16 protein-coding genes are annotated in these 20,016 nt (G+C 47.9%); 9 read left to right on the top strand and 7 right to left on the bottom strand.

The features are described 5' to 3' along the window. Positions 1-388: 388 nt before the first annotated feature. From ACYQ2M_RS22935 to ACYQ2M_RS22925, 3 genes are all read left to right on the top strand, one after another. Positions 389-1,978 (top strand): IS66 family transposase, encoded by a 1,590-nt coding sequence (locus ACYQ2M_RS22935; protein ID WP_459918729.1) that lies wholly within the window; start codon positions 389-391, stop codon positions 1,976-1,978. A 26-nt stretch (positions 1,979-2,004) separates the two neighbouring features. Next, positions 2,005-2,346, top strand: coding sequence for a hypothetical protein (locus tag ACYQ2M_RS22930; protein ID WP_459918728.1), 342 nt, complete (start codon positions 2,005-2,007; stop codon positions 2,344-2,346). 313 nt (positions 2,347-2,659) lie between these two features. After that, positions 2,660-4,246 carry a BCCT family transporter gene (locus tag ACYQ2M_RS22925; protein WP_459918727.1) on the top strand — a complete coding sequence of 529 codons (1,587 nt, stop codon included), beginning with the start codon at positions 2,660-2,662 and terminating at the stop codon, positions 4,244-4,246. 110 nt (positions 4,247-4,356) lie between these two features. Here the strand turns inward: ACYQ2M_RS22925 and ACYQ2M_RS22920 are convergent, their stop codons facing one another. Beyond that, a complete protein-coding gene (locus tag ACYQ2M_RS22920; protein ID WP_459918726.1) occupies positions 4,357-5,088 on the bottom strand; it encodes a 3'-5' exonuclease in 732 nt (243 codons plus the stop codon). A gap of 3 nt (positions 5,089-5,091) precedes the next feature. Next, a complete protein-coding gene (locus ACYQ2M_RS22915; RefSeq protein ID WP_459918725.1) occupies positions 5,092-7,014 on the bottom strand; it encodes a putative nucleotidyltransferase substrate binding domain-containing protein in 1,923 nt (640 codons plus the stop codon). Between the two features lie 937 nt (positions 7,015-7,951). Here ACYQ2M_RS22915 and glyA point away from each other — a divergent pair. The 5 genes from glyA (at position 7,952) to wrbA (ending at position 14,567) form a co-directional block, all read left to right on the top strand. Continuing rightward, positions 7,952-9,196: a serine hydroxymethyltransferase gene (gene glyA, locus ACYQ2M_RS22910; RefSeq protein WP_459918724.1), complete on the top strand. Its 1,245-nt coding sequence runs from the start codon at positions 7,952-7,954 to the stop codon at positions 9,194-9,196. A 110-nt stretch (positions 9,197-9,306) separates the two neighbouring features. After that, positions 9,307-11,055 (top strand): NAD(P)-dependent oxidoreductase, encoded by a 1,749-nt coding sequence (locus ACYQ2M_RS22905; RefSeq protein WP_459918723.1) that lies wholly within the window; start codon positions 9,307-9,309, stop codon positions 11,053-11,055. Positions 11,056-11,206: 151 nt separating this feature from the next. Beyond that, positions 11,207-12,295: a 3-phosphoserine/phosphohydroxythreonine transaminase gene (serC, locus tag ACYQ2M_RS22900; protein WP_459918722.1), complete on the top strand. Its 1,089-nt coding sequence runs from the start codon at positions 11,207-11,209 to the stop codon at positions 12,293-12,295. Between the two features lie 104 nt (positions 12,296-12,399). Beyond that, entirely contained in the window at positions 12,400-13,629 is a 1,230-nt protein-coding gene (locus ACYQ2M_RS22895; RefSeq protein WP_459918721.1) for an L-serine ammonia-lyase, iron-sulfur-dependent, subunit alpha, read from the top strand. Positions 13,630-13,949: 320 nt separating this feature from the next. Continuing rightward, the gene (gene wrbA, locus ACYQ2M_RS22890) at positions 13,950-14,567 is read left to right on the top strand and encodes an NAD(P)H:quinone oxidoreductase (RefSeq protein WP_459918720.1); all 618 of its coding nucleotides are present in this window, start codon (positions 13,950-13,952) and stop codon (positions 14,565-14,567) included. Between the two features lie 95 nt (positions 14,568-14,662). Here the strand turns inward: wrbA and ACYQ2M_RS22885 are convergent, their stop codons facing one another. The 5 genes from ACYQ2M_RS22885 to ACYQ2M_RS22865 form a co-directional block, all read right to left on the bottom strand. Then, complete coding sequence (locus tag ACYQ2M_RS22885) at positions 14,663-15,523, bottom strand: molybdopterin dinucleotide binding domain-containing protein (protein WP_459918719.1); 861 nt, start codon at positions 15,521-15,523, stop codon at positions 14,663-14,665. Between the two features lie 21 nt (positions 15,524-15,544). After that, positions 15,545-15,745: a hypothetical protein gene (locus ACYQ2M_RS22880; RefSeq protein WP_459918718.1), complete on the bottom strand. Its 201-nt coding sequence runs from the start codon at positions 15,743-15,745 to the stop codon at positions 15,545-15,547. A 57-nt stretch (positions 15,746-15,802) separates the two neighbouring features. Beyond that, positions 15,803-16,441 (bottom strand): molybdopterin-dependent oxidoreductase, encoded by a 639-nt coding sequence (locus ACYQ2M_RS22875; RefSeq protein ID WP_459918717.1) that lies wholly within the window; start codon positions 16,439-16,441, stop codon positions 15,803-15,805. Then, positions 16,396-16,836, bottom strand: a complete 441-nt coding sequence (locus ACYQ2M_RS22870) for a molybdopterin-dependent oxidoreductase (protein ID WP_459918716.1) — start codon at positions 16,834-16,836, stop codon at positions 16,396-16,398. The genes ACYQ2M_RS22875 and ACYQ2M_RS22870 overlap by 46 nt, the downstream gene beginning before the upstream one ends. A gap of 91 nt (positions 16,837-16,927) precedes the next feature. Beyond that, complete coding sequence (locus ACYQ2M_RS22865) at positions 16,928-17,890, bottom strand: LysR family transcriptional regulator (protein ID WP_459918715.1); 963 nt, start codon at positions 17,888-17,890, stop codon at positions 16,928-16,930. A 197-nt stretch (positions 17,891-18,087) separates the two neighbouring features. On the opposite strand from ACYQ2M_RS22865, the gene ACYQ2M_RS22860 reads away from it, so the two are divergent. After that, positions 18,088-19,431, top strand: a complete 1,344-nt coding sequence (locus ACYQ2M_RS22860) for an NAD(P)/FAD-dependent oxidoreductase (protein WP_459918714.1) — start codon at positions 18,088-18,090, stop codon at positions 19,429-19,431. Positions 19,432-20,016: the final 585 nt, after the last annotated feature.

Here is a 20,016-nt window from a genome sequence, read left to right as displayed (position 1 = left end):
CTCCTTTGTGTTCATCGTTTCACCTGCATGGCTTTATACCAGACAGAGGCGGTGCCGTCTTCTGCCATTCTGAAATTATTTTCTTGATCATGCCCCCCCTGTTCGCATAAGGCAGCACTGCGCACTTGACTGCGCACCAATACCCGTGGAACATATAAAAAGATATGCTCAACTATGAGCTGATGTCCGGTATAACGCCCCATTTTTTGGGGGAGTAAAAATTTTAACTGCCTTATTTTTCAGGTGGTTGACTCCGGGATAAGTAAGTTCTCAATAAGTCCGGGCAATCACTGATTTTTTACAACCACAAAAACTTGAAACCAAACTGAATCGTTCTTATTATATTGTATCAAATAATAGTTGTAAAATTTCATGCACTGGAGCTCTCATGGTTGTAAAAATTCCTAAAATTGAAGACATTCCTGTAGAAGAGCAAACCCCTCTGGTTTTGATGCTCCTGGAATATCTCAACCTGCTTGCTGAGGAAAACCAGGCTCTCCGTGATGAAATTGCACGCCTTAAGGGACAAAAACCCAAACCAAAAATTAAGCCTTCCGGCCTTGAATCCCGGCGCAAAAACAAATCTAAAACACAAGGCAAGCGGCCTGGCTCTGCCAAACGTCATAAAACAAAAGATCTGAAAATACATGAGACCATCAAAATTGCACCTGAAGATCTCCCCCTTGGGAGCACCTTTAAAGGGTATAATGATTTTGTGGTCCAGGGACTCCGGCTTGAACCTTTCAATATCAAATATCGACTGGAAAGATGGGTTTCCCCGGATGGCCGTTCATTCACCGGAAAACTCCCAGAAAATTTGAACGGCGGGCATTTCGATTTGGAATTCAAACGATTTGTCCTTTACCAGCATTATCACTGCCATGTCACACAACCCATATTGCTGGAAGCATTGCATGATATGGGGTTTGAGATTTCCGCAGGGCAACTGAGCAATATTCTCATTGAAGGGCATGAACTCTTTCATGATGAGAAAAACGACATCCTTGATACAGGCCTTTCTGTATCCTCGCATATCAATGTCGATGATACCGCTGCACGGCATAAAACCAAAAACGGCTATTGCACCCATGTTGAAAACGATTTTTTTGCCACCTTTCACAGCACTGAGACCAAAACCAGGATCAATTTTCTCAAAATATTGCAGGCCGGGCGTACAGAATATGTCATCAATGCAAGTGCTCTGTCATATATGATCTCCCAGGGGTTACCCAAGGAGTCCCTCATCCTTATCACCACTCGATTTTTGAGCGTGTTTGAAAATGATGATGCCTGGTTGGACTGCCTCAAAACACTCGGTATTAAAAAGGTACGTCACATCAGAATTATTACTGAAGGTGCATTGATCGGCAGTCTGGTCGCGCATGGTTTCAATCTCGACATGGTCATTATCAGCGATGATGCCGGCCAATTCAATATCCTGAATCATGCGCTTTGCTGGGTCCATGCCGAACGTCTCATCAACAAGCTTATTGGCCTCACAGAAGAACAAAAACAGGCTGTACAGGACATTCGGGCTGAAATATGGGAATTATATGCCTCTCTCAAAGAATTCAAAGCACAGCCGGGTAATGAGAAAAAAACAGTCATTAAGGCTAAATTCGATAAAATTTTCACTAAAAAGACCTGTTTTGCCTCCTTGAACAATGCTTTGAAGCGCATTCACCGGAATAAGCGGGAATTACTCAGGGTACTGGATTTCCCGGATACTCCTCTTCATAATAATCTCAGTGAAAATGACATACAAAATATGTCAAACGCCGAAAAATCAGCGGGTCGACCAGAAGTGATCTGGGACGACAATGCAGAGATACGTTCACAACGTTTGAAAAAAACTTGCCGCAAGCTCAAAATCTCTTTCTGGGAATACCTCAAAGATCGATTGTCCGGCGCAAATGAGATTCCTGATCTCTCTGATATCATCACCATTAAAGCGTTGCAATTGTCTGTTGAGCTGTGACTCGATTTCATTGACTCTTGCCTTCTTTGCCCGGACTTATTGAGAACTTACGTCTCAACTTTTTCAGCCTTGAGAAATTTGAAGAGGATTGCCAGCGGGAACGAAAGAATCTCACTTTGTTCAATGAGGCACCAAAAGATAAAGGCGTCATTCCCCTCTATTTTCCATCGGATCCGGAAACCATGGAAGGAATTCGTGAAATTGCCGAAAAAGGCGGGCCGAAGAATGCCGAACATACCCTCCGCAATGTGGATGCCTTTCTAAAATGGGAGGAACGAGTGAACAGCGCGGCAAAGAAAAAACTCTACTTCCCGGATATCAATGATACCGTCATCGAGAAAATCAAACGAGGGGACATGATTCCCTGATATTGTGAAATTCTGCAATTTTTTAAATATTTTTGATGAAATTTCATTTTTTTTTAAAAAAAATTATGGAATTTATCATTAAATCATGCTTTATTTGATGTGTCTTTTTGAATTGGATTATTTTGTTCATAAATACAATGCAATCTTTATTCATTAAGAGCATCAACTCATTTAGGAAGTCGATATTAAATCATTTTTTCCATTATGGGCATTTGGGGAACTTTTATAACTTAATCTCTGCCCTCATAATGGGAAAGTGATTTCGTATCCATTCCTTAAGAAATCACAATTATCAGAAGGGAGAGAGTGTGTCATGAGAGACAGATTCGATACCGATTACGTAGTCGGTCAGGACAACACACAAAAATGGGGCATGGACTTTCACGGTCCGGTGTTCTTCATTGCAGCAACGCTTGTCATCGTCTTTATCATCTTAACTTTGATGAACCCGGTGGAAGCCAAAAAGGTGTTCGATGGGTCAAAATCCTGGACCATTCAAAATTTTGACTGGTTCTTCATGATCTCGGGAAATGTGTTTGTTCTATTCTGCATTGCCATGATTGTTTTGCCTGTGGGGAAAATACGCCTGGGCGGGGAGGAGTGCAGGCCTGAATTTACAAGAATGTCCTGGTTTGCCATGCTGTTTGCCGCCGGCATGGGGATTGGCCTGATGTTCTGGAGTGTGGCGGAACCGGTGGCCTACTACACGGACTGGTGGGGAACCCCTTTGAACGTGGCGGCCAAGACGCCAGAGGCGGCCAGGGCAGCCATGGGTGCCACCATGTTCCATTGGGGCCTTCACCCCTGGGCCATGTATGCCGTCGTGGCACTGGCGCTCGCTTTTTTCACCTTTAACAAAAACCTGCCCTTGACCATTCGCTCCTGTTTCTTTCCGCTGTTGGGCGAAAGAACCTGGGGATGGGCCGGTCATATCATCGATGTGATTTCAGTCGTGGCCACTATTTTCGGTTTGGCGACATCCATGGGATTCGGAGCCCAGCAGGCAGCCGGCGGCCTTCATTTTATTTTCGGCATTGACAACACCCTCGGGCTCCAGCTGATCATCATTGCCCTTGTGACAGCAGCGGCCACCATTTCGGTTGTCAGGGGACTTGATGGCGGCGTCAAAGTTTTAAGTAACATCAATATGGGAATTGCCCTGGCACTGTTGATATTTACCATTGTGGCCGGATCTATTCTTCACTTCTTCTCCGGCCTTTTGACCACCTCCACCGCCTATGCCGAATATATACTGCCCCTGAGCAACTGGATCGGCCGGGCTGATGATAAATTTTACAAAGGCTGGACGGTTTTTTACTGGGCGTGGTGGCTCTCATGGGCCCCCTTTGTCGGAATGTTCATCGCCCGAATTTCAAAAGGCCGTACCATCCGCGAATTCATGTCAGCAGTCCTCATCGTGCCAACCGTGCTGACCCTGTTTTGGATGCAGGCGTTTGGCGGTAACGCCTTGAACCAGATCCAGAACGGCATCGGTGTACTGGCCGAAAAAGGTCTTGGTGAGGTCTCTTTGGCCCTGTTTCAGATGCTTAACAACCTGCCCTTGACCAACATCACTTCTTTTATCGGTATTGTGCTAGTACTTGTATTCTTTGTCACATCGTCGGATTCAGGCTCATTGGTTATAGATGCTATTACCGCCGGCGGCAAGGTGGATGCTCCGGTCAAACAGAGGGTCTTCTGGGCCTTTCTTGAAGGCTTGATCGCCGCCTGTCTGCTCGTGGGCGGCGGTGCCGACGCCCTGGGTGCCATCCAGGCCGTCGCCGTGACTGTCGGACTGCCCTTTACTGCCGTTATGAACGTCATGCTAGTCAGTCTTGTCATGGGGTTGCACCATGAAATGCAGAAAATGCGAATAAGCAGCGACCCTGTCCTCTCATAGAGAAATATATTATGTACCAACCACCCTGCCTGTTTTGAGTTTTACAGGCTGGGTGGTTGGCTCTATCCCGCCCCCTCTCATATCCTCTATTTTATATTTCCCTGAATCAATTACCGCCACAATTTCCCCACCGGTGTTTCCGGAAAAAATTGATCCGCCACCTGGGCCAGAAAGAGCTCGGCTGTGGCCAGTGCATCCGTCAACGCGTGGTGGGGACGGTATCTGGGCAGCCCGTACCGCTCCCGTGAGTGGGACAGCCGCAAAGAGGGGCTCTTCTTTTTTCCCATCCAGCGCTGAATGATATTGGGACGAAAAACCGGGTGTTTTCTGGATTCCAGCTCCATGGTGTCGATCATCGGGAATATCAGCGGTTCATGGATCAATTTCAGGGTGGTTCTGTTGAGAAATTCCCTTTCAATCCGGCCGTAATGGGCAATCATGACCTTTCCAGCCATGGCGTTTAATATAGGGCTCAAGGTTTCTTCAAAACCGGGGGCACCTTCTAGACGACTGTGGGTAATTCCGTGGATGGTCGTTTGGGTATTCTTTGGATTCTCATCTGGGCGGATGATCCGGTGACGCGCCTTGTCACAAAAAATCCGGTTCCAGGATAGAGTGATAAACCCGATGCTCAAAATTTGATCTCTTTCCGAGTCAAGACCGCTGGTTTCCAAGTCCAGCGCCAGAAACGCCACCCGGTTCAATGGCGTGTCGGGCGTCACCGTAAACGCCTTGTAGAACTTTTTAAGCCGCAGATCCCGGCATTCATATGCCAGACCGTTGCAGCGGCGTTTCCAGTTAATCCGGTCATCAATGGCGAGTGCCTTTCGAATACCGAACATGGGCTATTTCCTGTGATCTTTCCGGCTTTTAGTCCCTCTTTCAGGCACCGAAGAGGGCGTTCGGGAGGCATTATACCTGAATCGAAGAAACGCCTGGGCCTGGGACACCACCGTGAAGGCATCCTTGAGATGGCGGCGTTCAAATGCCGAGAGCCGTTCCGGGCTGACGTTGTTGTCCGGTTCTCTGCCGTCTTCCACCTTCCGGGCTTGATGGCGGATGCGGACTGTGGAGATCAATTCCAGAGCATCCAGAAGATCATCACCGACCCCTTCGGTCAGCAGATTTGTCTGCTTGATTGCCTCGAGACGATTTGCCGTGTTGCAGGCTGTGGCACCGCAGGCCAGGGCGTGGACCCGGACCAAGTCACTGATGGGCGCAGTGCCCCGACGTTTCAGGTTGAACGTGTTTTTATGCTCTCCGTCCGGTTCCAATACGAATTTACGAAAAAACCCCAGGGGCGGATTCCGAAGCAAGGCATTCCTGGCCAGGCTTGAGAGAAACTTAGGACTATGACTTGCCTTGTCCCGAATGAGTTCTCTGAGCACCCGGGCAAATCCCGTTTCTCCGTAAATCCCCTCAAGATCGAAAAAAATGGAGGCATGAAGCAACGCCTCGGGTTCCGGATGGTCGATCCAACGGGTAAAGTAGGATTTCCATATGGAAAGGGGTTGTCGCCACTTGGGATTTGTGGCCATGATGCCGCCGGTGCAATAGGAAAAGCCGCATTGCTGGAGCCCGTCGCTCATAAACGCGGCCAGTGCCATGAAGTAATCGTCATGCTGTTGCGGATCAAAGGCATCATCAATGACAAAGGCGTTGTCCTGGTCTGCCACTAAGGTGAGCTCATCCCTGGCCATGGCCCCCAGAACCAGAAGGCAATAGGGTACCGGAGGCGGGCCGAGTTTTTTTTCACCCAGCTGGAGCAACCGCTGAGAAATGCTGACGCCGATGCGGGCCATGGCTGTGCCGATGGTATGAGGATTGGCGGCCTCATTGACCAGGTGAACAAAAAGCCGACGGATACCGGGTGCCATGGCCGCAAGTTCATCCACACTGTTTTTGCGCCGGATATCCCCCACAATGAAGACTGAGCCGTAGGAGGCGTATTGGATCAAATCGGATACGGTGATGACCCCGATCGGTTTGTCCCTGTCCAGAATGGGCAGATGATGGAGATTATGGCGCATCATGGTGAGCATGGCCTCAAAAGCAAAGTCCCGGGCCTGGTGCGTGATGACCTCCCTGGACATAATCTGGGATACCGGCGTGGTCAGGGAAAGGCCTTTGGCAATGGCCCGTCTTCTTAAATCTCTGTCCGTGATCAAACCGGCGATGGCGTGCTCTGTTGCGGTTTTTGACACCAGCACCAGGCAGGACACTTTGTTTTGGGTCATGATCCCGGCCGCCTCCTGAAGCGATACCTGCGGAGATGCCGTAATGATGTCACTATGGAGCAGCGTGACAAGCCTTGATACCATCAGCGGATTCCGGGCCTGCTGGTCGACATCTTCCAATGCCACCTTCAGTCTGAGACTGTGATCCTCCTCCATAAAATCTGCGAACCGGTCATGTTCGTAGCAAAGCGTTTGAAAGATATCGTCGGGAATGAGGTAAACCAGAGTGTCTTCTATGGCCTTGGCAGGATACCGAACCTTTTTTCTTCGCATCAGGGCGAACTGGCCGAAGCATTCCCCTTCCCCCATACGGGTGAGCAGCTCCCCGCTGCTTCTGAAAATTTCCACCGCACCTTTCCGAATGACGTACAGAGCCTGAGTCTCATGGTCTTTTTCAAGGATCATGGCACCTTTTTGGAAGTAAGCCACACGGATGTGAGGCACCATGTCGTCCACCACCTTGCCGGGCAGGTTTCTGAATGGGGGGTGAGAGAAAAAAAAGTTGCGTATCTCAAAGAGCTCAATTTCCATATGTTACCTCGATTTTAATCCGTATTTGCTGATTTTTTGAACTTAGCGCCCTTCGGGCGGACTTTTCCATAACTAACTGCTTTTGAAACATAAAAATGAAAATCCCTATACTATTCAATTATTCATGGCCCGAAATACGCTTTTATATCCGCAAGGCCTTTTGGAAAGCAACACCGATTTACATGAAAGTCCCGACAGTTGTCGGTTCACGGACTTTTATGATTTGTTGCGTCAGAGAGGTCTCACATGGCCGGTATTGAGAAGATGAAAAAATATTTTCGAAAAGAAATTTTCTATTCGTTAAAAATATTTGACACATTATTTATAATATTTGTTTTCTTAAAAAAGATCGTATTTGTCGACGAATCACATCGACAAATAAAAATTCTTTTATTTCAATATCTTATAATAATTCCAAATAAACTCATTGATATTTTTATAGTCATTCCATAGTAAAAACACACTTTTTCATACCAAAAATTCATTTGGTATGTTTTTTGAACAACACTTAAAGCTTTATCGTTCATATATTGATGTTATTATAATTTATTTGCAATATTTTTTTTGAAAAAATAAAATCAAAATAAAAATATTGACGGTATGTTCAATTTAATATAATTGAATCAAAATTACTAAATAACTTTCATTCATTATAAGAGAGCTGAATATCATCATGCTTTTCATGGAAGTTTTTATTGGAAATACCATGTAAGGTATTGATATATAGATGCTTTTACGCATCGTTGTGATGCATTAAGCAATCATGGCTGTGTATATGAAAGTCCCGACCGTTACAGGTTCTCGTGCTTTCATGATTTGTTGTGTCAGCTCGGTCTGACATGGCCGTTATTAGCCATAAAAATGCGCAATGAAAGTAGTAAACACGATGTTCAGCAGTAGGCCTAAGATTGGATAAATTGAGATACATGGAGAAAAAATGAACCCCATAAAAACGTTTGACCCGGAACTTTATGCTGCCATTGATTCAGAAAAACAGCGTCAATTGGACAACTTGGAGTTGATCGCATCGGAGAACATTGTTTCCCCCAGAGTCAGGGAAGCCGCCGGTTCCGTATTGACCAATAAATATGCTGAAGGGTATCCATCCAAACGATACTACGGTGGCTGCGAGTATGTGGACATTTCAGAACCCCTTGCCATTGAAAGGGCCAAAAGCATTTTTGGCTCAGAACATGCCAATGTTCAGCCCCATTCGGGATCACAGGCCAATATGGGGGTTTACATGTCCACAATTAACCCTGGGGACACCATTCTCGGAATGGACTTGACCCACGGCGGCCATCTCACCCACGGATCTCCGGTTAATTTCTCCGGACTGCTGTACAACACCGTTTTTTACGGTGTTGATAAAGAGAGCCAGCGCATCGATTTTGACATGGTGCGGGATCAGGCACTGAAACATCACCCCAAAATGATTGTGGCCGGTGCCAGCGCCTATCCCAGAGAGATCGATTTTGCCACATTCCGTCAAATTGCCGATGAAGTCGATGCCCTGCTCATGGTAGATATGGCGCATATTGCGGGACTGATTGCCGCGGGATTACACAACAATCCGGTTCCCCACGCTCATTTTGTCACCTCCACCACCCATAAAACCCTGCGGGGTCCCCGTGGCGGTTTGATCCTGTGCAATGAAGAGATGGCTCAAAAACTGAACTTGAGAATTTTTCCCGGCATTCAGAGAGGACCGTTATGCCATACCATTGCGGCAAAAGCTGTGGCGTTTAAAGAAGCGCAGACGGATGGGTTCAAAGCATATGCCGCTCAAGTGATTGCCAATGCCAAAACATTAGCGGCATCCCTCATTGAAAAGGGATACCATCTCACTTCAGGAGGAACGGATAATCATTTGATGCTGGTGGATTTGACCCAAAACGATATTACCGGTAAAGAGGCGGAGACGGTTCTGGATCGCACCGGTATTACCGTAAACAAAAACACCGTCCCTTTTGAGATAAAAAATCCTTTAGTTACAAGCGGAATCCGCATCGGTGCCCAGGCACTGACATCCAGAGGGATGGATGAAGCCGCCATGAAGACCATTGCCAATTTTATCGATCAGGTACTGAAAAATCGTCATGACGAGACAAAAATCGCAGCCATGAAGGAGGAAGTGACCGCTTTCTCAAGGTCCTTTCCAGATTTCCAGGATATATCGTAAAGAACCGGTCTTTAAGGTGATTTGCAGGAATAAAATTATTGGTTTGAGCGACTGCAGGGCGAATTATTATTCGCCCTTGTGAGATCGCCATGCCCTTTGGAGATAAAATCATGAATACGGAAAGTCAAAACCCCAGAGTCATTATATGTGATCCCATCGCGAAAATCGGTATAGATATGCTGGAAACGCATTGCACAGTGGACATTAATCCCGGATTGACCGAGTCGCAGCTGATGGAGATCATACCAAACTATGATGCCGCAGTCGTACGAAGTGCCACCAAGTTTCCCAAAGCGGTCATCGAGAAAGCGACCAACCTGAAAGTGATCGGCCGGGCCGGTGCAGGGCTCGACAGCATTGATGTAAAGACGGCCAAGGAGAGAGGGATTGCCCTGGTCAACAGCCCCAATGCCAATTCCGTTGCCGTGGCCGAGCACGTATTTGGACTGATGTTTGCTCTAATCCGACACTTACCACGGGCCAATGCCTCACTGAAGGAGAGTCGGTGGGAAAAAAAGAATTTGATGGGCACGGGTCTTGCCGGTAAAACTCTGGGGCTTGTGGGCTTTGGCCGAATTGCCAGACAGGTCGCCTCCCGAGCGCTTGCCTTTGGAATGAACGTCCAGGTCTCCCAGCGGCGAGCCACTCCAGAGAAAAATGCAAAACTGGGAGTGGAGACAGTGGATTTGAAAACCCTGTTCAGCACCTCTGATTTTATCTCCGTGCATATTCCAGGAAAACCGGAAAATGACGACTTTGTGGGAAAAGAGCTCATCTCTCATATGAAGCCAACTGCTTATATGATCAATACGGCCAGGGGAACCGTACTGGATGAAACGGCACTGCTCGATGCGCTGAACAAAGAGCGTATTGCCGGCGCAGCTCTGGATGTTTTCAAGGTTGAGCCTGCCGTGGATAATCCCCTGGTGGCTCATGATAAAGTGATTGTTTCGCCCCATATCGCCGCCAGCACCGATGACGCCCAGCAATCAGCCGCCGTGACGATTGTGGAACAGATACTGGATATTCTGGTTGAATCCGCGCCGGAAAATCCTTTGGATCTGATGGTGCTTCCCATGGATAAGGTGTTCCCTCACGAGCTGACCGATCCCCGGCGGGTGGACAATCTCATCGAGAAGCTCAATGCATCGGATGTGTTCACCAATCCACCCATCGTAACGCCCTGCAAAGAGTATTACGTGGTGCTGGACGGTGCGACGCGCGTGGCGGCATTTAAAAAATTGGGGTATCCTCACATTATTGTTCAGGTGATGAAAGATCCTGAAAAATTTTCACTGGATACCTGGTTTCATGCCATACGAAAGATCGATGTCGATGCACTGCTGAAACTGTTGGGCGAAATTCCTGAAATCAGTATCGTCAAAAGTGATCAGAAATCGGTCCAGGCCGAAATGGTGGAGCACGGCGGGCTCTGTTTCCTGCAGACCGTCGATAAAACCATTTACCACATTCAACCAATGGCCGGCGTCAATCACTTGGAAGCGTTGAACAAACTCACCGATGCCTATATTCAGGCGAGCCATGTGACCCGAACGCTTCATGACGATATCGACGCACTGCTCGCTGAATTTCCGGACTTGACCGGGGTTGTTCTTTTCCCGGTATTGACCTTGGAACAGGTGCTTCAAATTGCCGATGCAGGTCATGTGGTACCGGCCGGAATCACCCGATTCATCATTCCGGGGCGTGTCATGCGTCTCAATGCCGATTTCGAATACCTCAAATCGGATAAAGCGCTGGATGAAAAAAATCAGTGGCTCTATGATCTGGTCATGGAAAAACTCTCCAAAGATCAGGCAAGATATTACGCCGAGCCTATCTATCTGATGGATGAATAGTTATCGGGATAGGGTGATTTAAACGGGTGTAGGGGCGAATTATTATTCGCCCTTGTTTCTAATCATCTGGTATGATCGTTTATGCAAATCACCTTAAATAAAATATACTATCAATTGATGATTGATGCGAACGGGAAAATAAGGAAAAATCATGTCTGAACGTGTTTTTAATTTCAGTGCCGGACCTGCCACATTGCCTGTGGAAGTGCTTGAACAGGCCTCATCGGATATTTGTGAATATCAAAATGTCGGGATGGGCCTTGTCGAAATGAGTCATCGGTCAAAAGAGTTCATGGCTATTGCTGAAACAACTGAAGCCCTGCTTCGGGAGTTGATGGAGATTCCAAATAACTACAAAGTTTTATTTCTTCAAGGCGGTGCATCCAGCCAATTTTTTATGGTGCCCATGAATCTGTTGGGACCCGGCAAGAAAGCAACTTTCTTAAATACCGGAACCTGGACAAAAAAGGCGATCAAAGAAGCGCAACTCTTTGGCGAGGTCGATGTGGCCTTTTCAAGTGAGTCGACCACTTTCAACCGGGTCCCCACACCGGATGAGTACCGTGTGGATCCCGAAGCCGAATATCTCTATCTGTGCTCCAACAATACCATCTACGGAACCCAGTACAAGGCATTTCCGGAGACGGATAAAATGATGGTCTGCGATGTGTCGTCGGATATTCTTTCCCGAAAAGTGGATGTGAGCAATTTCGGCATCATCTTTGCCGGTGCCCAAAAAAATCTGGGGCCGTCCGGTGTCACGGTGGTAATCATTCGAGAGGATCTGCTGGATAGAACCCCTGAAGGGGTGCCCACCATGCTGCGGTATAAAAACCATGCAGACAAAGATTCCATGTTTAATACACCGCCCTGTTTTTCCATTTACGGCGTTGGCGAAGTGTTGAAATGGATGAAAAAACAAGGGGGTGTCACTGCCGTGGAGAAGATCAATCAAGAGAAGGCCGCCTTGCTCTACAGCGCAATAGACGAGACCGACTACTATCGGGGCCATGCAGAGAAATCGTCTCGGTCCGATATGAACATCTCATTTAATCTTCCTTCTGCAGAGCTGGAGGCTAAATTCATTTCCGAAGCCACAACAGTGGGGTTGAACGGTCTGAAAGGACATCGGTCCATCGGCGGCTGCCGGGCGTCCATTTACAATGCCTTTCCGGTCAAGGGCGTAGAGAAGCTGGTGGCATTCATGAGAGCCTTTGAAAAGGAAAACCCTGCCAACTGAAGCCTGAGCCGGACAAGCCGGAATTAAAAAGGTTTTCCGATTTTCTTGCCAAAAGAGCAAGAAAATCGGAAAAAAGAAACGAAGATAAGTCGGATGATATGCCAATGGATTCATTAAAAAAACTGTATCGTATCGGGCTGGGGCCCTCCAGCAGCCACACCATGGCACCGAGCCGTGCCGCCCATCGATTTTTGGAAATGTATCCCGATGCGGCCCAATATCGGATCACACTTTTTTCAAGTCTTGCCGCAACGGGAAAAGGCCATTTGACTGATAAAGCCATTGAGGAGGCGATCCATCCCCGGCCCCTTGACATTATCTGGAAAGAGGACGAGACACTTCCCCACCATCCCAACGGCATGCAGTTTGACGCATTGGATTCAACCGGGCGGTGTTGCGGCCAATGGGAGGTGTACAGTATCGGGGGCGGAGCACTTATGGCATCGGATCAGGTCGATTCAATGTCATCGGATACTGTCTATCCGTTAACCACCATGGAAGCACTTCTCGGCAATTTTCTTGAAAGTGGCGAATCATTCTGGGGATACGTCGATCATTGTGAGGGCGTTGGCATCCGGGACTTTCTGGGCGACGTGTGGGATACCATGATCCGCGCGTTAGAGAGGGGATTGGGCAAGGAAGGAGTTATTCCCGGTGGTCTTGGCCTGCATCGAAAAGCCAAGGCCATTCACACCAAATCAAAAATGCTCAAAAGTGATTTGAGAACCAATGGCCTCATCGCAGCTTATGCATATGCGGTCTCTGAAGAAAATGCCACCAAAGGGACGATAGTGACGGCGCCAACATGCGGTGCCTGCGGTGTTGTTCCCGCTGTGTTGTACCATCTATTCAAGACATTAAAGCCGTCTCGCGAAGATATGCTCAAAGCCCTTGCCACGGCCGGTCTGGTGGGCAATGTCGTAAAATTCAATGCCAGCATCTCCGGTGCGGAAGTGGGATGTCAGGGCGAAGTGGGGACCGCGTGCGCGATGGCAGCCGCCGCCGCGACGCAGATCATGGGGGGCTCCATCCGGCAGATTGAGTATGCCGCTGAGATGGGTTTGGAGCATCATCTGGGGCTGACCTGTGACCCTGTGGGTGGTTTGGTTCAAATTCCCTGCATTGAACGGAATGCCCATGCGGCAACCCGGTCCCTCAGTTGTTGTCATTTTGCGCTGCTATCCGACGGGATTCACAAGATCAGCTTCGATGATGTGGTGGCTGTCATGAAAGAGACAGGGCAAGCGCTGCCCTCCCTCTATCGCGAGACCGCCGCCGGTGGGCTTGCAAAAGCCTATCGTGGAAATCGTTGCCCTATCCATCACACAACGTGACCTTCCGGAACATATATCAACACATTAAATGCTTCGCATCTGATATTTTTTGTACGCTCATGAAGTCAACACTTCGGACAGTTTTTGTAAATACCTGATTTTATTGAATCGGACTTGTTGAGCATAAAAAAAATTAAATTAAATACTTTCAACAAGTTATCTTTTTCAAATGTGCTGAATCAAAAGTTAGAGTTGCAAATTTTTGAAACCGTCTTAATGTAGATAATCAGATTCTTTACGCATGATGCAGTGAATTAAACATATCAAACTCATCAATCTGTAGAGAATGTTTCTGTAATTTCAATATAAAGGGGGGCACTATGACAAAAGTTCTTGTACTTTATTACAGTATGTATGGTCATGTTGAGACGATGACGAACGCTGTGGCTGAAGGAGCCGGCAGCGTTGATGGGATCGACGTGACGATTAAGCGTGTTCCTGAATTGATGTTGGAAGACGCCGCACGACAGGCAGGTGCAAAACTGGATCAGGTTGCACCACTGGCATCCGTCGAAGAGTTATCAGAATATGATGCCATCATTTTTGGGACGCCGACACGTTTTGGTAATATGTGTGCGCAAATGCGCAACTTTCTTGACCAAACCGGGAAATTATGGGCTTCCGGACAGTTGGTCGGGAAGGTCGGCAGTATCTTTATTTCCACCGGTACACAGCATGGCGGTCAAGAGACGACCATCACTTCTTTTCACACCACACTATTCCATCATGGTATGATTGTTGTCGGTGTTCCTTACGCTTGTCCGGAATTGACAAATATGAATGAAATCACCGGTGGCACACCATATGGAGCGAGTACTTTGGCCGGTACCGATGGGAGTCGGCAACCCTCCGAAAACGAGTTGGCAATTGCCCGTTTTCAGGGAAAACATGTCGCCGAAATTACTAAAAAACTGGTAGTGTCCCAGACCTGTGGATGACACTTTGAGAACACTGAGCAGACAGATCTCTCCCGCATCAAATCAACAGATTTGGGACACCACCAAAAAACTGTCATCCTGAAATTTTTATATGATCACTTTCGATCTTCCTTCTCAATGTTACAGCGTAGTGCAGAGTGGGGCCAACTCCCGGTTTCCGGACTGCAGAACTCGTGGTCGTCCGGGCAGAGGATATTGGCGTTGGACTCGAAGGTTCTGAAAAGATGAGGCAGTTTTTCGTCACTCTCCGGGAACCACCATCCGTGCTGCAGGTCCACCATATCCTCCCGGATAGCATCCGAAACCCGGACTTTCTGGCGTATCTTCCCCAACGGCGTAGAGCTGACAGCCCATTCGCCGACGGCAAGACCTAATTCTTCTGCAGTGGACGGATGGATCGTGACAACGGGATCGGGATGTTTTTTGCGGGCCTTTTCGATCTGCCTGTGCTCGGAATGATACATCGGTTTAAAGCGGCTCCCTGTGATGAGAATAAAGGGATACGCCTGGGCTAAGTCAGGACATTCCACAGGGCTCAAGATGGATTCTCGGTAGACCGGAAGCGGCCGCAGGTTCAATTTTTCAAAGATCGAGGACTTTAGCTCCACTTTGCCTGACGGCGTATCAAATCCGAATTTTTCGTAACGGCGAAACTCCCGTTTTCCGAAAATACCGTACTGTTCGGAAAACGCTTTGAACGTCAACCCGATGGGTGAAAGACAGTGATCATAGACCTGCTCCATGGTTTCCCAGGGCCAGTGATCTTCCTGTCCCAGACGAAGTCCTAAACCGCGGTAGAAGTCATAGCTGTTACGGCGCTCAAAAAGGGGCTCTATTCCCTGGGGACAGGCCATGCAGAAATCTCTGGTCAGCCAGAGTTCCGGCTGCGCCACAGTGGAAGAGGCCGGGAACACATAGTCGGCAAGGGCAGCAGACGGGGTCAGGTAATAATCCATAACCACGTAGAGCTCAAGGGATTACAATGCATCAAACACCCGCTTGGTGTTGGCAAAGGAGAGAATCGGAATACTGGCCAGGGAGATGGCGGCTGTTACGGGATACGGTTTTCCGGTGATCATGGCGTTCAGCACTTCTCTGGCATGGGCCAGGTTCGAGTGCCAGGCTTCCGGAGCGGCTAAGTAGCCTTCGGGCAGCTTTTTGTTGGCTGCCTGGTTCAACTCCCATCCGAGAAATCAGAAAAAGGGATAGAGGTCGGCGCCGAGCTGCTTGGCCCGCTAGCTTTCGGGGATGGCCTCATTCATCTCAAGGCCCTCCCAATTGATGATTTTACCGATATCCCCGGCCATGCTAATCGTTTCCCCGCCCGGAACTTCCAGGTTGCCGGTAATGGCTCGCAAGATTGCCCGGGCTCTGGCACACTGGGTGGAATTGATCCCCTGTTTGTCTAAGCCGTACCCCCATGGAAAGGTTGCGGGTTTGGCAGCAGCATACATGCGGGCCGATTTTTCCACAAGCGCTTCAGGGATGCCGGTAATCTCGGCCACTTTTTCAGGGGAATAGTCTGCTGCCGCAGCTTTCAAATCCTCAAAGTCGATGGTCCAGTTTTTCACAAACGCTTTGTCGTACAAATCTTCCTCAATGATCAGACGGATCCAGCCCAGCATGAGGGCTACATCCGTGCCCGGACGAATCTGAAGCCAGAGATCCGCCATCTCCTCCTCTTTGGTGCGTCGGGGTTCAACCACGATCAATTCAGCCCCCCGCTTTTTTGCCCGAATCAGTTCGGGATAGAGCCCGACAGGATTGGAATTGGATGGATTGGCGCCCCAGAGGACAATGCAGGAGGCCTCAACACGGCCGGGCATGATCATGCCCCCGTAAGTGGCGTATTCCGTGGCGTAGCTCGGGCACATGCAGATATTGTTCTGGGGGAACCAAAAAGGTTAAAGAACCTGCGGCAGTCCCAGTGATAGGTCCGCTTGGTTCCGTGGGTGAAGGCCAACGTTTCGGCACCATATCGGGTTTTGAGGTTGGACAGTTTTTCCGCCACCTCATCCAGAGCCTGATCCCATGTCAGTCTCTGCCACTGCCCCCCACCCTTTTCACCTTTCCGTTTTAAAGGATAGTTCAGACGCTGGGGATGGTGGACATGATCCGGCATCAGTCTGCCCCGCTCACAGATAACGCCCCGGGTGACCGGATGGTCCGGATCTCCCGTCACTTTGATTATTTTGCCGTCTTCAATGTGCAGCAATGTGCCGCAGCGCAGATGGCAAAGCCCGCAATAGTTTTTTTTGATTTCGACCATTTTACCCCCCTCTTTTAAATATGTTTGGCTTGTCGCTTTTTATGCTGGTTGCATACACAACCAATTATAATAATTAAATTAGTTTATGAATTCACCTTTCCAAATAACTCACCCGTCGGGTCCATTGTTGCTGCTTCATATGATCGTGAAATATGTCGAGAAAAACAGTCTCCAATGCCGACATCGGTTTTCCCTGAAGGCGCATCATGGAGATCCGATTCATGATCTGCGGCTGATCCGTGGTAATCGGCATGATCTCCCCCTGATCGATCAAATCCGCCACCCAATATCCATCTACAATACCGAGCCCCATATGATGTTTCACCCACAGGATGGAAGTGGGCATATCTTCCGCTTTAAACTTGATATTCAACTGGGTCGGAATACGGTTAAAATGGTGCTTGAACCAGCTCTTCAGTTCCAACCCGTACTCTGCGTATGACACATACGCGCATTTCATCAAGTTCGTATATGAATGATCTTCTTTTACATACCTGTCGTAATATTGTTTCGAACACGTCAACAGTAACTCCACCTCAAACATCGATTTCGCGGTATATGCCGATAAATTCCCGATCAACTGCCCCTTTTCCGTGGAGCTGAAAAGATCGATAAAGGCCATATCGATCTCTCCGTCGTAGAGCTGCTTCAACAACTTTGCCGGGTTTCCGCTATGGAGTGATAGTTTGACAGCCGGATACAATTTTTGGAAACCAGCCAGAAACGGCAAAAAAAAATTACGACTGAACTCCATGGGACCGCCGATTTTGATGTGACCGACCGGTTTTTCATGGTGATCACAAATCGATTTTACCCCGATACTTAAATTCTCGATAAATGCTGACACAATAGTAAAAAGATTATCCGCGCCATTGGTGGGAATCAATTTTTTATGCAACCGGGTGAATAGCGGTACCCCGATTTCACTTTCCAGCTTTTGCAAATGCTGACTGACACCGGACTGGGTCAGGCACAGCTCATCTGCCGCTGCAACCACACTCCCTGTTCGGTAAATATAATAAAAGACCTTTAATCGATTAAAATCCGGTAACATTATTTTAACTAATCCTTGTCGATGTTTTAAATAATTTTACTAATTCTAATGGATCTATATATTTATCTCAAGAAATAAATATGAACAGTTATCATACATCGAATAACTAACCGCGGGAACTTTGCAAATACACTACCATTCTCCATTCCCTCTTTCACAGGAAGTGGAGAACAAAAACACAAATTAAGGAGATGATCATGACCACAAACAAGAAATACGATGCCATCATCATTGGTACGGGTGTTATCGGAGCACCCATCGCTTACGAACTATGCAAAATGGGCTACAAGACCCTGAGCGTGGACAAACTTCCCGATGCCGGAGAAGGCTCCACCGCGGGATCCTGTGCCATTGTCCGTGCCCACTACTCCACTGAAGACGGTGTGGCGCTTGCCTACGAAGGATTCAAATATTGGCTGGACTGGGAAAATTATCTGGGCGATGCCAAAGACGAGAAAGGCCTGGCCAAGTACATGAATACCGGATCCATCCTTCTCAAATCCGAAGGGCATGACTGGAAAAAAGTGCAGAAACATTACGATGCCGTGGGCGTGCAATATGAAGAGTGGGACAATGACACCATCAAAGAAAAAGTTCCCCCTGCAGATCTTCACAAATTCTGGCCGGTACGCCGCCCTGAAGATCCCCAATTTTTTGAGGAACCCGTCAAGATGCTGGAAGGCGGTATCTTCTGCCCCGAAGGTGGGTATGTGAACGATCCGGCCCTTTCCGCTCATAACATCATGAGAGCGGCGGAGGCCAAAGGCGGTGAGTTTAAGTTCAATGCAGAGGTGACCGAAATTCGAAGCGAGGGCGGAAAAGTGGTCGGAATCACATTGAAAAACGGCACTCAGATTGATGCGCCTGTTGTTGTCAATGCGGCCGGCCCCCACTCATACAAAGTCAATCAGCTGGCGGAAGGGGTCTGGGAAGGTTGTAACATCAAAACAAAATCTCTTCGTCACGAGGTGATGTACTGCCCCTCACCGGAAGATTACAACTATCTTGATGACGGGTACCATATGTCTGACGGCGATGTGGGATGTTATACCCGACCCGAAGTGGGGAACATGTTCCTCATCGGATCTGAAGATCCCGAGTGTGACGAAAGAGTGATTGTGGATCCCGATGAATTTTATGCAGGAAAAGGCGGACACGGAAAAGACAATCAGTTAACCGAAGAGCAGTGGAAAGCGCAATGCTATCGATGGGCCAAACGGGTCCCTTCTCTGCAGGTTCCAAACCAACCCAAAGGGGTTGTGGATCTATACGACATTTCCGATGACTGGATCCCCATTTACGACAAATCCGATCTCGACGGGTTCTATATGGCGGTTGGAACCAGCGGGAACCAGTATAAAAACGCTCCGGTTGTGGGACGTATGATGGCTGAACTCATCGATGCCTGTGAGAAAGGTCTGGATCACGACAAAGAACCGTTCCATTATAAGTTCAAATACCTTGACCACACAATCAACGTGGGCTTTTTCTCCAGAAAAAGAGAAATCAATCAAGACTCCAGCTTTTCTGTGAACGGTTAAAAAATGCGGCTGCCGGTCCCACTCCGGGTCGGCAGCCCCTTGATATAAGGACAAGGCACCGATGATGACGAAACAGACCAATTCAAAAAAAGATCTGACCAAAAAAGACCTAATAAAAATCTTGAAAAAGATAGACTGGGAACGAACACAACAAAATCTAAAAAAAGATTCTGTTTCATATGAAGAAAGCCCCCTCATCCCCCCACTCTTTGAAAGGGTGAGCATGGTGTCTGGATCTGGCTATCATCAAAAAGATCCGCTCCGACATCAAGGAAATCCGGAATCGGGGCAGTAATATTAATTCACAATCGTTTTTGAAATTGCAGCGGCGTCATGGACGTCATCATTTTAAAATACCACATCTGTTTTTTTCTTCATCCATAAATCCCCCCCGGATCCTCGCCTTCGTTTTTTTTAAATTCCGAAGCCATTGATGCGCACATTTGTGATTTTCTCATCTCAAGTCATCTACTATTTGGCAATTTCTGAAGCTATCCCAAAAATCCATTTTACAGTGTTATTACAATGTCTTATTTTTTTGCCTGACAAGAAAAAACAACCTTTGAACAATGAGGAAGAGGATGG

It is taken from the genome of Desulfocicer niacini, assembly GCF_054657595.1.
The sequence above is the reverse complement of the archived record's forward strand: the minus strand, read 5'-3'. Positions and strand labels throughout refer to the sequence as shown.